The sequence below is a fragment of the Microbulbifer celer genome (assembly GCF_020991125.1).
GTDB lineage: Bacteria > Pseudomonadota > Gammaproteobacteria > Pseudomonadales > Cellvibrionaceae > Microbulbifer > Microbulbifer celer.
Map to the genome: position 1 here is coordinate 3457844 of NZ_CP087715.1, position 15080 is coordinate 3472923.

General features: G+C 60.5%; 12 protein-coding genes and 1 tRNA gene. 1 reads left to right on the top strand and 12 read right to left on the bottom strand.

What is annotated here, in order from left to right; genetic code table 11:
- Positions 1-303: 303 nt before the first annotated feature.
- From dnaB to rnr, 11 genes are all read right to left on the bottom strand, one after another.
- A complete protein-coding gene (dnaB, locus tag LPW13_RS14350; protein WP_230436412.1) occupies positions 304-1749 on the bottom strand; it encodes a replicative DNA helicase in 1446 nt (481 codons plus the stop codon).
- Positions 1750-1893: 144 nt separating this feature from the next.
- Complete coding sequence (rplI, locus tag LPW13_RS14355) at positions 1894-2340, bottom strand: 50S ribosomal protein L9 (protein WP_230436413.1); 447 nt, start codon at positions 2338-2340, stop codon at positions 1894-1896.
- 34 nt (positions 2341-2374) lie between these two features.
- Positions 2375-3223, bottom strand: a complete 849-nt coding sequence (locus tag LPW13_RS14360; RefSeq protein ID WP_230436414.1) for a YybS family protein — start codon at positions 3221-3223, stop codon at positions 2375-2377.
- Between the two features lie 46 nt (positions 3224-3269).
- Positions 3270-3500 carry a 30S ribosomal protein S18 gene (gene rpsR, locus LPW13_RS14365; RefSeq protein ID WP_230436415.1) on the bottom strand — a complete coding sequence of 77 codons (231 nt, stop codon included), beginning with the start codon at positions 3498-3500 and terminating at the stop codon, positions 3270-3272.
- Positions 3501-3512: 12 nt separating this feature from the next.
- The gene (gene rpsF / locus LPW13_RS14370; RefSeq protein WP_230436416.1) at positions 3513-3959 is read right to left on the bottom strand and encodes a 30S ribosomal protein S6; all 447 of its coding nucleotides are present in this window, start codon (positions 3957-3959) and stop codon (positions 3513-3515) included.
- A gap of 292 nt (positions 3960-4251) precedes the next feature.
- Positions 4252-5568, bottom strand: a complete 1317-nt coding sequence (locus LPW13_RS14375; protein WP_230436417.1) for a tetratricopeptide repeat protein — start codon at positions 5566-5568, stop codon at positions 4252-4254.
- A 105-nt stretch (positions 5569-5673) separates the two neighbouring features.
- On the bottom strand, positions 5674-6285 hold the full coding sequence (locus tag LPW13_RS14380) for a hypothetical protein (protein WP_230436419.1): 612 nt from the start codon (positions 6283-6285) through the stop codon (positions 5674-5676).
- Positions 6286-6323: 38 nt separating this feature from the next.
- Positions 6324-6998: a hypothetical protein gene (locus LPW13_RS14385; protein WP_230436420.1), complete on the bottom strand. Its 675-nt coding sequence runs from the start codon at positions 6996-6998 to the stop codon at positions 6324-6326.
- Positions 6999-7041: 43 nt separating this feature from the next.
- On the bottom strand, positions 7042-7608 hold the full coding sequence (locus LPW13_RS14390; protein ID WP_230436422.1) for an RNA polymerase sigma factor: 567 nt from the start codon (positions 7606-7608) through the stop codon (positions 7042-7044).
- A gap of 360 nt (positions 7609-7968) precedes the next feature.
- Entirely contained in the window at positions 7969-8724 is a 756-nt protein-coding gene (gene rlmB / locus LPW13_RS14395; protein WP_230436424.1) for a 23S rRNA (guanosine(2251)-2'-O)-methyltransferase RlmB, read from the bottom strand.
- 38 nt (positions 8725-8762) lie between these two features.
- Complete coding sequence (gene rnr / locus LPW13_RS14400; protein WP_377563404.1) at positions 8763-11672, bottom strand: ribonuclease R; 2910 nt, start codon at positions 11670-11672, stop codon at positions 8763-8765.
- A gap of 375 nt (positions 11673-12047) precedes the next feature.
- Here rnr and LPW13_RS14405 point away from each other — a divergent pair.
- Positions 12048-12134: transfer RNA gene (locus LPW13_RS14405), tRNA-Leu, on the top strand.
- A 260-nt stretch (positions 12135-12394) separates the two neighbouring features.
- Here the strand turns inward: LPW13_RS14405 and ppc are convergent.
- Positions 12395-15052 (bottom strand): phosphoenolpyruvate carboxylase, encoded by a 2658-nt coding sequence (ppc, locus tag LPW13_RS14410; RefSeq protein WP_230436427.1) that lies wholly within the window; start codon positions 15050-15052, stop codon positions 12395-12397.
- Positions 15053-15080: the final 28 nt, after the last annotated feature.

Consider the following 15080-nt stretch of genomic DNA (forward strand, 5'->3'; position numbering starts at 1 on the left):
CAGCGATACCGGGCAGCCCTTTGCGAGACCTTCTAAAACAGGGACGTTTTAGAAGAGCCCCCATGGATGGGTTCACGGCGTGTCTCGCAAAGGGCTGCCCGGTAGCGGTGACGCCACTGAGGGTATTTAAGCTCCCTGAGTGGCGGCAGAGCACCGGGTGCGGGTTTTCAGGACCGCTGTATATACATCCCTGTACGCTGCGGCGGCGACGTCCCTGTCGCCGACGCTCCTGAAAACCCGCACCCGGTGCTCTGCCTTCGCATCTGACAACTGCACTTCGACTACAGGCTTCTACTCTCCAGATCAATCCCCGCCCTGGTAATACTCCGGCGCCAGATCATCAAACCGGGTGTACTTGCCGATAAACGCCGCACGGCAGGTACCGATCTCACCGTTACGCTGCTTGCCGATAATCAACTCCGCCATGCCCTTGTCCGGACTGTCCTCGTTGTAATACTCATCGCGATAGATAAACAGGATCACATCCGCATCCTGCTCGATCGCCCCGGATTCCCGCAGGTCCGAGTTCATCGGCCGCTTGTTCGGGCGCTGCTCCACCCCCCGGTTCAACTGCGACAACGCAATTACCGGGCATTCATACTCTTTCGCCAGCGCCTTCATCGAGCGGGAAATCTCCGAAATCTCCTGGGTACGGCCCTCCGTTGCGCCTTTTACCTGCATCAGCTGCAGGTAATCCACCATCACCATCGCCGGCATCGATCGACGCTCCGCCTCTTCCCGGCTCAGTTTCGGATCCGCCTGCATCAGCTTGTTGGTATGGTCGCGCACAGTCCGCTTCACCCGCGCGCGCACCTCACTCGGGGAAAGACCGGGGGTATCGTCGATATACAACCCCTTGCCTTTCATCTTCTGCACCGCACTGGAAAGCTTCGGCCAGTCCTCTTCCTGCAACTTGCCGTTACGAATCCGTCCCTGATCAATACGACCGATCGAGGACAGCATCCGCATCACCAGGCTGTCGGACGGCATTTCCATACTGAAGATCAGCGTGGGCTTTTCCTGGGATAGCATAGCGGCTTCAATAAAGTTCAGCGCCAGCGCGGTTTTCCCCATGGACGGACGGGCGGCGAGGATGATCAGCTCCCCGGGCTGCCAGCCCGAGGTACGCTCGTCCAGCTCGGAAAGTCCGGTCCCGAGACCGGTAATGTCGCCCTCGGATTTGAACAGCTCATCGATGCGTTCAACGGTCTTTTTCAGCAGTGTGTCGACGCCGACAAAGCCGCCCTCTTTGGCGCGCCCCTCGGCAATCTCCACCACGCGGCGCTCTGCCATCTGCAGCAGCTCGGCGGAACCAAGGCCACCAGGATTGAAGCTGGTGCGGCTGATTTCGCCGGCAGCGGCGATCAACTGGCGCAACATGGAGCGCTCGCGCACGATCTTGGCGTAAGCGACGATGTTGGCTGCAGACGGGGTATTTTCGGCCAGTTCGGCGAGGTAGGCGGGGCCACCCACATCCGCCAGCAGTTCGCGGCGGGCCAGGGCTTCGGCCAGGGTCACAATGTCCAGCGGCTGCTCGCTGGCAACCAGATCCTGCATCACCGCAAAGATAGTGCGATGACTGGCAACGAAGAAGTCAACATCGCTGAGCTGTTCCGACACCGCATCCAGGCGGCTGGCATCCAGCATCAGGCCACCCAGTACCGATTGCTCCGCCTCTACGGAATGCGGCAGCGGGGAGCTCGACTGAGCTTCCTGGGTTTCTTCTTCTGGCGGAACGAAATCATTCATGGTGCGGAATTTACCGGGTTCAGAAACAAATCAGGCGCTGGATTCCTTCCGGAATCCAGCGCCTGATTGTAGCGCGACCTGACCACTAACAGACAACTCCGTTGCAATCAGTCGCACAAGTACCGCAAGTGGTATGAGAGAAGCTTACTCGGCTTCTACCACAACCTTGACGGTGGTGATCACGTCGGAGTGCAGCTGCACGTCCACGTCAAATTCACCCAGTTCGCGCAGCGCACCTTCCGGCAGCTTCACTTCGGCTTTCTCTACGGCAACGCCGGCAGCGGTGATCGCTTCGGCAATGTCGCGAGTGCCGATGGAACCGAACAGCTTGCCTTCGTCGCCGGCGTTGGCGGCGATGGTAACAACCAGGTCGGTCAGCTTTTCAGCGCGGCTTTCAGCTTCGCTCACCTTGGCGGCGGCAGCCGCTTCCAGTTCTGCGCGCTTGGCTTCAAACTCAGCAACGTTCGCTGCGTTGGCCAGCACGGCTTTACCGGTAGGCAGCAGGAAGTTGCGGCCAAAACCGGCTTTTACTTCAACGCGGTCGCCCACGTTGCCCAGTTTGCCTACTTTATCGAGCAGAATAACTTCCATCTCGGAACCCTCAGTTTCAGTTCGTGTGCGGCGGTCAGGATTTTTTGCCTGTCCGCGCGCGAATATCTATCCAGCTATCTATCAGAGCCAGGCCACACAGGAACCCGGCCAGCGGCAGTACCGCAATGACCAACATCACATACAGCGCGATCAACGGCCCGCGTCCCCAGCCACGTTCGGCGACCTGCCAGTGAATCAGGCAGATACCCGCCACCAGCATGGGGAAGGCGGCAACTGCACCCCAGAACACATAGTGCTCATTCACCAGGCACAGGACCCACAACAGCATGCCCAGTGCGGCAATCGGTAGCGGCATGCGCAGTTGATGCATCTCCAGGCGTAAACCGCCGGGGTTGTACAGCAACGCCTGCCACCAGCGTGCCAGCAACAGCGCCAACATCGCGCTGATTACTGATACCCATGCCAGGTACCCGGTGGCCTGGGTCTCACTGGCAAATGCCTGGCCCAGTTGCTGTGCTTCCGGGCTGTTGGCGCCGCCAGCGGCTTCCGTGACGGCCTGCAGCAGTATTTCCATCACTCCGCCAGATACCTGGGAGGTGATGAGAATGCCCACTGCGGAGGCCAGGGTCAGTGCAACCAGGGCCCAGCTCCACGCGCGTGTAGCGCGCAGTACCAGGGCGCCGATCAGCACCGCCACAAAGTGGGTCAGCGCCAGTCCCGCCATCAGCGGGGTCATGTAACCGGCGCCGGCAGCGGCCACCACCGGCAATGCAGCCCAGGCCAGAACAAACAGGCCGTCGCTACTGCCGCGGCGCAGCCCTACCAGTGCCAGCACCGCAGGGCTGATCAGTGGTATCCCCACCATAGTGAGGAGTACCGACCGCACGCGCGACCGCATGGCAAATTCAGCGATGGCGCGCATTAGATAGCTTCTCTTTTACAACAAAGCTTACGAAGCAAAGCGCAGCTTAAGCTTCGTGGCTGTCCGTGTACGGCAGCAGGGCCAGGAAACGCGCGCGCTTGACCGCAGTGGACAACTGGCGCTGGTACTTGGCTTTGGTGCCGGTGATACGGCTCGGTACGATTTTGCCAGTTTCAGAAACGTAGGCTTTCAGGGTATCGAGATCTTTGTAATCGATACGCTTGACGCCTTCGGCGGTGAAACGGCAGAACTTACGACGACGGAAAAAACGTGCCATCTGATTATCCCCTTACTCTTCGCTTTCGGCGTTATCGGAAGATTTCTCTTCCGCTTTCTCGGAAGGCTTGTCTTCCTTCTCAGTGCGCTCGCGACGCTCAGAGCGTTCCGCACGGGCAGCTTTGCGCTCGCGGGACTCTTTCTCAGCCTTCATGATCGGGCTTTCTTCGGTAACCGCTTCGTCTTCGCGGATAACCAGATTACGGATCACGGCGTCGTTGTACTTGAAGTTGGTGGTCAGTTCCGCCAGTGCTTCTTCGGTACATTCAACGTTCAGCAGAACGTAGTGAGCCTTGTGGATCTTGTTGATCGGGTAAGCCAGACGGCGGCGGCCCCAGTCTTCCAGACGGTGTACTTCGCCGCCGCTTTCTTTGATGGTCGCAGTGTAGCGCTCGACCATGCCGGGCACCTGCTCGCTCTGGTCCGGGTGAACCAGGAATACAATTTCGTAATGACGCATTTTTGCTCCTTACGGGTTAAACAGCCTCCCGGCTTGTCGTTGGTGACTGCCCGGTGAGGCAAGGAGTGCAACGGGCAACAGGTCTAGGACCACGGGCCTATTGCGGGCGGCGTATTCTATGCGGGGGGGAAACTGGTTGCAAGTTGATCGATTGCGCTGGGCGCGAGAATGTTGCAACAGAGACCAATTAGTGGGCACAACATAGTGGGCACAACGGCCCGACAAAAATCTGACCAAAAAGTCAGACCGGATACGGGGCTCCCACCCCGTATCGCGACTCGAAACCGGCTGCTCAGAACACGTAGCGCACACTCAGGTTGGCTTCGGTCTTGTCGTAGCTGTAAATATCGAAGTTCTCGTCGTTGACGGTGCGCACCACCCGCGCGTCCAGCTGCAACCGTGGCAGCAGCCGTAGCTCTGCCCCCACCCAGCTGCGCAGGCGGGTGCCGTCCCGGGCCCGGTCCTTGAACTGGCCGTCGCTGTCCTGCAGGCGGTTGTTATCCTGGTAATGGCTCACCCGGTAATGGCTGCCAGCGTTGAGGGTCCAGCCTTGCGCCACCGGCAGTTCCGCTTCGAGCCCGACGGTCTGGCGCCGGGGCGAATAGCTGTAAAAGCCATCATCGGCGGTAGTCAGGTCCTGGCGATCATCCAGGTCGAGGCGGTACAGGGCATCGATATCCAGCATTGCCAGCGGCGTGGTCCAGCGCGCCTCGAAGCGCTGACGCCAGCCGTCCAGATAACGGAAATCCTCGGTCGCGGCGAAATAGCCGGGCAGGTATGCCAGGGTCAATACGCCACTGTCGAACGACTGCTGCATGCGACCCACGAAGCGCCACTCGCTGGTAACACGTTCACCGCCGAGCGAGGCAGTTTCCGCGACACCCCCCAGTTCCACCAGCCACCCCTGCCAGGGCACATGGCGGGAGACCCCCAGATTGAAACTGGACAGGTTCAGGCTATCCAGATCGCTGTAGCGGCGGCCGAAGGCAAACCCGTGCAGACGCCAGCCATCCTCCGCGGTGCCCTGCAGGCGGTACTGCCCCCAGGCGAACAGTTCGGTGTAGGTGTCCTCTCCTACCGAGTCATCGGTCAGCAGCGCGTTCTGCAGTGAGTAGGCGTTGCTGTCATAGCCGGACGACAGGCTGAGCAGGGCCAGCCCGCGATCCTCTTCCGCAGTCGGTTCCTGGTCGCTCGTCTGCGCCAGGGCAGTGAGGCGCATCAGTGCAAAGCGGCGCAGCTTGGGAGAGGCGCTATCGGTGAGTGCACGATAGTGCCCTACAGCGGATACTGGGCGTCCCTGCTTTTCCGCCATCATTCCCAGTTGCAGACGCGCCACCTCGCCCCACTCCGGGTCATCCAGCAGCTTCTGAAACTGCGCCTGCGCAGCCGGGTAGCGCTGCAACTTGAACAGTGTCACCCCCAGGTTGTAGGTCAGGCTGGGGCCCTGCTGACCCGCTTGCCGGGCCTGCTCGAAATGCGCCAGGGCGCGCTCGTACTGTCCATCCTTAAATGCGGCGGTGCCACTAACAAAAGGCTCCGCGGCGCCTGCGGGCGCCGCAATAGCGGCGTATATAAGCAACCCGGCAAGCAACTTTGACGTCAACGCCATTTACAATCTCTCCAAACACAACAGGCCGGGCGCACTGCGCCCAGCCTCAAGTCAGAATCATTCACTAACAGGCTTCACCCGTTATCCTCTTTTCAGCCCGCTGAATCAGCCTTCAACAGCGACGTCAGCCGCCGCTGCCGGATCCCGGTCCATCGCCCGATCCATCAGACTCTCCAGATCCACCGGCAAGCGGTCTTTCACATCTTCCGGCAGGTTGTCGATGATGGACTGCACATCCTCCATGGATCCCTCGTAGTCGGCGCCGCTCATCGCATTCTTGAGCGCTTCTTCGGCCGTCTCGCGAGCGGCAGCGGCATTTTCCTGCGCACTCAAAGCCGCAGCGTTGGCATTGGCCATCGCGGCCTCACTCTGGGCCATGGCATTGGCGACCAAGGCTGCAACTTCTTCCGCTTTCAGCTTGCCGGCCGCACGCAGCTCGGCTTCCGCTTCCTCCATCTCTTCCGCATCGGCACTGCGGGCGGCAATCGCGGCATTGGCCGTTGCCAGGCCCTCGGCGGCCGCTTCCACGGCGATACTGCTCGCCGCTTCAGGCAGTTCGATCACATTGATCGCATCCGCGGCAGTGGCTTCGGCGTCAACCACAGAGACCTCCACATCCAGGTCGGCATTGACCTCGACTTCATTTGCCAGCGCCTTGCCGCTGACCGGCGCGGCAACAATCAGGCCCAGCGCCATCCATGTTTTCAACGTTTTCATGATTCAACCTCACTTGTGTCTATAGAGCGTGCTTGGAGTCAGATGGTTTGCGGTTCCGGTGTCGCACGTTGCTGCGGCGCCAGAAGCGCTTCCGGCATAGCTGCCCCCGAGGGCAGGTCCACCGGTACATAAAATTCTTTGCGGGCACCGTTATGTTCGATGCGAATCCGTATCTGGGTGCGCTGTCCATTGCGTACCCGCACCGGCAGGGTGAGCCAGTTCACCCCGGCATCAAGGTCGGTGCGCCAGCGTAATTCCCGTTGATCCCCATAACCTTCGAGCGCGAGATTTTCCGGCAGTGATACGCTGATCATCGCGCCCTGTATGGCACGCCCGGTATCCACCGAAACATTGACCGGTAGCGTCGCAGGCTCCGCCGAAGCGACGTTCACCACTTCGGTCGCCGGTGTCGACGACTGCCACTGGGGCAGCGCGGCGAACACCGCCAGCAGCAGGCTGGCCGCCGTGGCCAGCTGCCACCTGCGCACGCGCGCCCGGTCCCGGTTGCGTTGATTCGGCAGTGCGGCATTGAGCACCCGCGTTTCAAAGTGCTCACCGGGCTCCGGTGCCGGCATGGTCCGCAGCAGGTTGAGCAGGCGGAGTTCTTCGGCGTATTCGCGACAGTCACTGCAACGATGCAGGTGCTTCAGCAGTGCGCCGTTATTTTCCCGTTGCATCAATTCCAGTTCGCGGCGGGCCTGACAGCAGTTCATGGTTTTCTCCTCGGGCGCTTCGCGCTTGCCACTCGATTACTGATCAACACGCGGCAAAGGCCGCTACGGTTCCCGGTTCGAGTACAGATTTCAGTTTTTTCCGCGCCCGGTGCAGGCGGGATTTCACGGTGCCGACACTGATTTCCAGTATCTCGGCCACTTCCAGCGCGGTGTACCCCTCGACATCGTGCAGCAACACAACATCGCGCCAGGTTTCATCCAGCTCCACCAGTGCGCGATTGAGCATTCGCTGCAGCTCCAGCTGGTGATAGCCGTTGCAATCGTCCTGCAAGCGCTCCTGAAAGAATGCGTCGTCACTGATGCACGACCCGGTGTCATCAATCGGGGAGCGGGCGCGGCGACGGAACAGATCCACGTAGCGGCGATACAGAACCCTGATCAACCAGGGGCCTAGCTTCTCCACGGCAGCCAGCTCTTCAGTGCGGGGAAACAGGTGGGTAAGCACGTCCTGCACCAGGTCTTCCGCATCCCCCCGGTCCTGGGTCCAGCGGTAGGCCATGCGATGCATCAGGCGCAGATGAGGGCGCACCAGCGCGGTAAAGCGGTCTTGCCTTGCCGCCCGCCCGCGAAAGAATTCGATCAAGGACACCCCTTTACTCCTTTAACCATTTATCCGCTTACCCATTTGCCCGTTCCCCATTCACCCTGACATGCGCGCGCCTGAATTTCCGCGCACTGATTCTTATTACTTGCCCGGGTTAACACGCAGCCGACCCGCAAAAGGTTCCCGCAAAAATAGCGCGATGGATGACTGTGTCGAGGTTGAGAGTGGGGGCGGAAAAGATAAACGCCAGAAGTGCAAGAATCCGGCACAGGGTTTCACATTTCCGGGGCGATGGAGCCAGTTCGTGCTAACGGCTCTGGAGACGAGGAGATGAATAGACATCACGGCAGCCGCACCACCGTGATGGAAAGACGTTGGAGTTAGAGGGAGATGCAGGGGAATGTATTACGCCTGTCGCTGACGCACCGCCTCGAACAGGCATACGCCGGTGGCTACGGAAACATTGAGGCTGCTGACCTCGCCGGCCATGGGGATTTTGATCAGGTGATCGCAGTTTTCCCGGGTCAGCCGCCGCAGCCCGGGACCTTCCGCACCCATGACGATGGCGATGGAACCGGTGAGGGAGGTCTGGTAGACATCCTGCTCCGCCTCGCCGGCGGCGCCATAGATCCACACGCCTGCCTGCTGCAGCATCTGCAGGGTGCGGGCGAGATTGGTGACGGTGACAAACGGCAGCACTTCTGCCGCGCCGCAGGCAACTTTTCTCGCAGTGGGCGTCAGTCCCGCGGCCTTGTCCTTGGGTGCGATCACCGCCTGCACACCCGCCGCCTCCGCCGAGCGCAGGCAGGCGCCGAGATTGTGCGGATCGGTGATGCCATCCAGCACCAGCAGAAAAGCGTTCTCACCTTTTTCGTCCAGCTTTTTCAGCAGGGATTTCAGGAACTGCTCGTCATATACCTGGGTCTCGCCCATGCAGACGGCAACCGCGCCCTGGTGATTGCCGTCGTCGCCGACTTTTTCATCCAGAGTGCGACGGTCGACGTAACGGATGACGATCTCATTCTGCTCCGCCTGACGCACAATCTTCTGTAACTTCTGATCTTTGCGCCCACGCAGCAACAGGAGCTCCTGCACCTGCTGGGGAGAACTTTTCAATAGTGCCTGCACCGCGTGCAGGCCGTATACCAATTGTTGTGCCACGAACTAACCCTTCTTCCTGGACGTTACTTTTCCGATGATTACCTCGGGCCTTTATTACCGGGCCCTTTTTTTCCGGGTCCCTTGTTTCCGGCTCCTTTATCGCCAGGGCTTTTCTTGCTCAGTTTTTTCTTGAGCTTTTTCTTTGCCGCCTTCTTGGCAGCCCGCTGCGCGGATTCCGCCTTTTCCGCTTTCTGCGCTGCCTTGCGCGCGGCTACGGCCGGACGCTTGCCGCCCTTGCGGGGCGGAGTTTTCTTGGGCTTGCGCTTCTTCTGTGGCTCCTGCTCTTCTACGGTTTCGCCATCGGTTTCGGGCAACAGCTCATTAGAAGGTTTGACCACTTCCGTCTCATCGCTGCCAACCTTGCGCTTGCGGAACGGGCGCGGCTCGTCGCTGCCTTCCGATTTGTTTTTCAGGCCCTTACTCCACGGGCTCGGCTTGTCTGCTTCAGTCTCCAAATCGGGCTTACCCCGACGCTGGCGCTCCTGCTGGAATTCCACCGCCATTTCCATCGCGCGACCACTCACTTTAGTACTTTCAGTTTTGGGGGCCTTTTTTCCGGCCTTGGACTTTGTATCGGTTTTGGGTTTTGTATCGGTTTTCGATTTGCTATCGGCCTTGGGTTTGCGGTACTTGGGATTTTTGTAACTGGGGCGCGGGTGTAACTCCACAAAGGAGAAGTCCACCTTGCGCTCTTCCAGATCCACCCGCGCCACCTGGACGGTGACTCCGTCGCCAAGGTGATAGCGCGCACCGCTGCGTTCGCCGACCAGCCGCTGCTGTGCCTGTTCAAAATGATAGAAATCCTTTGGCAGCGCCGTAACGTGCACCAGGCCCTCTACATAGAGATCGTCGAGCTCCACAAACAGGCCAAAACCGGTGACCGCACTGACCACACCGCGGTAAATCTCGCCCACGTGATCCTGCAGATATTCGCACTTGAGCCAACTGACCACATCGCGGGTCGCATCGTCAGCGCGGCGCTCGGTCATGGAACAGTGCTCCCCCAGCTCCACCATGGCGCCGGTGCCGTAAGGCAGTATCGCCTCGCGATCAATGGCATGCGCGCCCGGCGCCTGGCGCACCTTTTCTGCCACGGCGGGAGGATTGGCGCTGCCGTTTCTGATCAGCCAGCGCAGACCGCGGTGTAACAACAGATCCGGATAGCGGCGGATAGGCGAAGTAAAGTGCGCATAGGCACGGTAGTCGAGACCGAAGTGGCCACGGTTTTCCGGCTGGTACACTGCCTGATTCATGGAGCGCAACAGCATGGTCTGGATGATGTGAAAATCCGGACGACCCTCGACCTGATCCAACAACGCCTGATAGTCGCTCGGCTGCGGCTCACTACCGCCCTCCAGACGCAGACCCAGCTCACCCAGGTAATCCCGCAGTTTCTCCAGGCGTTCAGACTTGGGCGTATCGTGCACCCGATACAGCGTCGGCAATTCCGCCAGCTCCATAATCTCTGCGGCGCAGACATTGGCTGCCAGCATGCACTCTTCAATCATCTTGTGCGCGTCGTTGCGCTGCACCGGCACGATGCGCTCGATTTTGCGCGCAGCATCGAAAATGATGCGGGTCTCGGTGGTTTCAAAATCAATCGCGCCGCGACGATCGCGGGCACTGCGCAGAGCGCTGTACAGGTCGTGCAGGTTATCGATATGGGGCGTGAGCGCAGCAAACTGCTTGCGCACACCGCTGTTGCGATCATCCCGTTCGGCCACAATTTCACCGACCTGGGTATAGGTAAAACGCGCGTGACTACGCATCAGGCCTTCGAAGAATTGGTAATCGACAATGTTGCCGCCTTCATCGATGTGCATCTCGCACACCATGCACAGCCGGTCCACTTCCGGGTTCAGGGAGCAGAGGCCATTGGAGAGTTTCTCCGGCAACATCGGCACCACAAAATCCGGGAAATACACCGAGTTGCCGCGCTCGTGGGCCTCTATATCCAGTGGCGTACCGACCTGTACATAGTGGGAAACATCGGCGATCGCCACCAGCAGTTTCCAATTGCCATCCGGCAGCACTTCACAGAACACCGCATCGTCAAAGTCCCGCGCATCTTCACCGTCGATGGTGACCAGCGGTAACTGACGCAGATCGATACGAGGCTTCTTGTCCTCTTCCAACACCTCGCTGGCAATCTCCGCAGCCTGCGCTTCCACCGCCGCGGGCCAGGTGTGAGGAATCGCGTAATTGCGAATCGCGACGTCAATCTCCATGCCCGGTGCCAGGTGGTCACCGAGTACTTCGGTCACTTCACCGTGGGGCAGGGTATTGCGTCCCGGCTGGGCGGTAAGTTTCACCACCACATACTGGCCGCTTTCCGCGTCGGCACTCTTGTCCTCCGGCACCATCACATCGAGGGTCAGGCGCGGGTTGTCCGGACGCACGAAGCAGATGCCATCTTCACGGTAGAGGCGACCGGCAAGCTCATGGGTGTTGTGCTTGAGAACCCGGACCACGGCACCTTCGCGCTTGCCGCGAAAGCCGCCGGGGGTTTCCCGAACCAGCACCTCGTCGCCGTCGAATACCTTGCGCATCTGGCGGTGGGACAGGAACAGATCATCGCTGCCATCCCCGGGGGAGACAAAACCAAAACCGTCGCGATGGCCGATCACACGCCCTCGCACCAGGCTCATCTTGTCCAGCACGCCGAAATCCCCGGCGCGATTGCTGGCAATCTGGCCATCCCGGGACATGGCGATCAGGCGTCGACGCACCCCTTCGCGGCGGTCTTCATCATCAATAGAGAGCAGGTCAGCCACCGTCTCCCAGGCCACCGGCTCAGACTGCTGCTCCAGCAAGTCCAGCAGAAATTCGCGGCTGGGAACGGGCTTTTCGTACTTCTCTGCCTCGCGCTCGGCATGGGGGTCGGCACCCGACCCAACGCTGTCATTGGAGGTAGAATTTGGCTTGTCTTGATTCAAAACTGTTTCCATTGTTCTGCGGATGACCGCAAAGTTCAGGCGGCCCCGGAAAGCACCCGGCGCAGGTAAAGAGTGGGTGCAACTCGTTTTAGGATACGAGAACTGGCGAATGCCGGGAGCGGCCGCGGGCCACCCGATACGTTGCACATTGCCCGCAGTATAAGCGATTTGAGCCGAGATCCCGACCCATTCCAGCAAATGGTCATTTGCTGGAAACCTGCTCCCGGCGGCCGGGACTCTGTGACTCCCAGGGCATTGTCGCACCCAGAATTACTTGGCGCCTAAATTATTTTTAAAAAATCCGTTGACACCCCCGGGGCAAATCCCTATAGTTCGCGTCCTCAACGGAGCACACGCCCGAAAGCAAGTGCTAAAAGACGTTGATTTGCCCAGGTGGCGGAATTGGTAGACGCGCTAGCTTCAGGTGCTAGTGGCCTTACGGTCGTGGAAGTTCAAGTCTTCTCCTGGGCACCATATCCGCAAAAAAGGCCGACTCGAAAGGGTCGGCCTTTTTTCGTTGTGCTGAAACAAAGCCAGTTACCCGACTGCTGCGACTTTCCAGCTAGCGAGGTGACAACGCCGAAGCAAAGGCAGTGTGCCGGGTGCGGGTTTTCAGGAGCGTCGCAAACAGGGACGTTTGCGCCGCAGCGCCCAGGGATGGGTTCACAGCGGTCCTGAAAACCCGCACCCGGTGCGCCGCCGCCACTATGTGCCTTTTAGCGCACGCAGCGAATCTAGCCAGTATTGCGCATCCCCGCCGCAATACCCGCGATGGTCACCATCAACGCACTTTCCAGCTCCGGATCTTCCTCGCGGTGACGCAACCGGTCCATCAACTCCGCCTGCAACAGGTGCAATGGATCGGTGTAAGGATCGCGCACACGAATCGACCAGCGCATCACCGGATTGTTATCCAGCAGACTCTCGCGGCCCGTCAACTGACCGAGCGCATCCACCGTGCGGGAGAGACGGCTGCGTAACTCCTTGCCGAGACGCTGCAGTTCCGGATCGTCCGTCAGCCGCTCCTCATACCAGGAAGCCACGCGGGGATCGGACTTCGCCAGCACCATCTCCAGCATATCCACCACCGTCTGGAAGAACGGCCACTGGTCACTCATGGCCCGCAGTGTATCCGGCGCATGTGCCAACCCATTCTCCAGCGCCGCACCGGTGCCCAGCCAAGCCGGCAGCATCAGTCGCATCTGGGTCCAGGCAAATACCCATGGAATCGCCCGTAGGGTTTCCACCCCGCCGCCAGGCTTGCGCCTCGCCGGGCGACTGCCCAGCGCCAGGCGACTCAGCTCGGTCTCCGGGGTCACCGTACGCAGGTAGGACACCAGCGCCGGATCATCCTGTACCACCTCGCGGTATGCGCGCACCGAAACGTCGGTCAGCTGATCCATCTGCGCGCGCCACTCCGGACGCGGCTCTGCCGGTGGCAGCAGTGTGGCCTCGAGCGTGGCGGCCACATACTGCTCCAGATTGTAGGCTGCCACCGATGGACGCCCGTATTTGAAGCGGATCATCTCGCCCTGCTCGGTCACGCGAATACGGCCGGCGACAGAGCCCGGGGGCTGCGACAACAGCGACATCCGCGTGGGGGAACCACCACGGGAGATGGAGCCGCCGCGGCCATGAAACAGGGTCAGTGGAATATTGTGCTCGCGGAAAATTCCGGTGAGCGACTCCTGCGCACGGAACTGGGCCCAGGCGGCCCCCAGGAAACCCGCATCTTTGGCGGAGTCGGAATAGCCAATCATCACTTCCTGTCCTTCCCGCACGCGCTCGCGGTAGAAGGGAATCTCCAGCAGCGCACTCATGGTGTCGAAGGCATTGTCGAGATCGTCCAGGGTCTCGAACAGCGGCACCACGCGCATGGGCTCGCTGACCCCGGCGATCTTCTGCAGCAACATCACCGCCAGCACATCGGAAGAGGTGCGCGCCATGGAAATCACGTAGGCGCCCAGCCCTTCGGGCCCCTGCTCCGCAATCACGCGACAGGTTTCCAGCACTTCGCGCACTTCCGGCGTGCAAAACTCGCTGTCAAAAAATGCTTTGTCCACCAGCGGACGGCGACTTTCCAGCTCGGCCAGCAGGAACTTCTGTTTGACCTTTTCGCCCCAGTCCGCGTAGCTGCCCAGGTCCAGATAGCGGGTAATGGCATCTACGGCATCCGCGTGACGGGTAGACTCCTGACGGATATCCAGGCGCAGCAGGGTAATACCGAAACAGTTGAGACGGCGCAGGGTGTCCTTGAGCTGCCCTTCGGCAATCGCCGCCAGGCCCACTTCACGCAGTGAGCGGTCGATCAGACTGAGTTCTTCGTAAAGCTCGCTGCCGCTGCTGTAGATATCGCCTTCCGGCTCCGCGCTACCGTTGACCCGGGCCTCCATCAATGCGCGGGTATTGCGCAGGCGATCGCGCACCGCGCGTAACAGCAGGCGATAGGGTTCGGTACTGGGGCCGGTGCGTGCCAGCAGTTCGTCGCTGGCGCGGTGCATGGAAAGATCGGCGAGCAGGTTTTCCACATCCCGCAGATAGAGGTCAGCCGCCATCCAGCGCGCCAGGGTCAGCACCTGGCGGGTCACCTTATGGGTCACATTGGGGTTGCCGTCGCGGTCACCGCCCATCCAGGAGGCGAAGCGGATCGGTACCCAGTCGCTGGGCAAGTCTGGCAGGCCGGCCAGCTTCAATTCTGATTCGATTTCGCGCATCCCCTGGGGCACCGCGTGCCACAGGGACTGCTCGATGGTGGCAAAGCCCCATTTGGCCTCATCCACCGGGGTGGGACGCTCGCGGCGAATCTCATCGGTGCTCCAGGCGGACAGGATCTGTTCGCGCAGATGACGGCGCAGGTTTTCCGCCTCTTCGTCATTGAGATCCGGGCGATCCAGCTCGGCCAGCAGGTCCGCCATCTGGTCGTACTTGCGAATCAGGGTGCGGCGGGTGACCTCGGTGGGGTGCGCGGTGAGCACCAGCTCCACGGACAGGTCTTGCAGTACTTCGCGCACCTTGTCCTGGCTGACATTGGCTTTTTTCAGCTCCGCCAGCACCTGGCGCAGACCGCGGTCCGTATCCGGGTCTCCGGGGAAGCGCTGGTGGTGGCGACGCAGGCGCTCGCGATGGCGCTGCTCGGCGAGATTGGCCAGGTTCAGAAACTGGCTGAACGCGCGCGCCACCTCCAGCAGGGTGGGATCATCCAGGGGGTCGAGCAGTTCGCGCAGCCGACCGCCCTGCATTTCTCCGTGACTGCGGCTTTCTACCGCCGCCTGGCGAATGGTTTCAACCGTATCGAAAAGCTGCTCGCCCGCCTGTTCACGCAATACCGCGCCAAGCTCTTCGCCGAGCAGGCGAACATCTTCCCTAAGAGGAGCATTCTGATCTTGATCCACTGGGTTTCACCCTCTTCTGTTTTTTTGT

Bases quoted from the DNA above. Each gene is read 5' to 3' on its own strand.
- LPW13_RS14380 (WP_230436419.1), bottom strand. From the start codon at position 6,285: ATGAAAACGTTGAAAACATGGATGGCGCTGGGCCTGATTGTTGCCGCG.
- rnr (WP_377563404.1), bottom strand. From the start codon at position 11,672: ATGGAAACAGTTTTGAATCAAGACAAGCCAAATTCTACCTCCAATGAC.
- rpsR (WP_230436415.1), bottom strand. From the start codon at position 3,500: ATGGCACGTTTTTTCCGTCGTCGTAAGTTCTGCCGTTTCACCGCCGAA.
- rplI (WP_230436413.1), bottom strand. From the start codon at position 2,340: ATGGAAGTTATTCTGCTCGATAAAGTAGGCAAACTGGGCAACGTGGGC.
- rpsF (WP_230436416.1), bottom strand. From the start codon at position 3,959: ATGCGTCATTACGAAATTGTATTCCTGGTTCACCCGGACCAGAGCGAG.
- dnaB (WP_230436412.1), bottom strand. From the start codon at position 1,749: ATGAATGATTTCGTTCCGCCAGAAGAAGAAACCCAGGAAGCTCAGTCG.
- LPW13_RS14360 (WP_230436414.1), bottom strand. From the start codon at position 3,223: ATGCGCGCCATCGCTGAATTTGCCATGCGGTCGCGCGTGCGGTCGGTA.
- LPW13_RS14375 (WP_230436417.1), bottom strand. From the start codon at position 5,568: ATGGCGTTGACGTCAAAGTTGCTTGCCGGGTTGCTTATATACGCCGCT.
- LPW13_RS14385 (WP_230436420.1), bottom strand. From the start codon at position 6,998: ATGAACTGCTGTCAGGCCCGCCGCGAACTGGAATTGATGCAACGGGAA.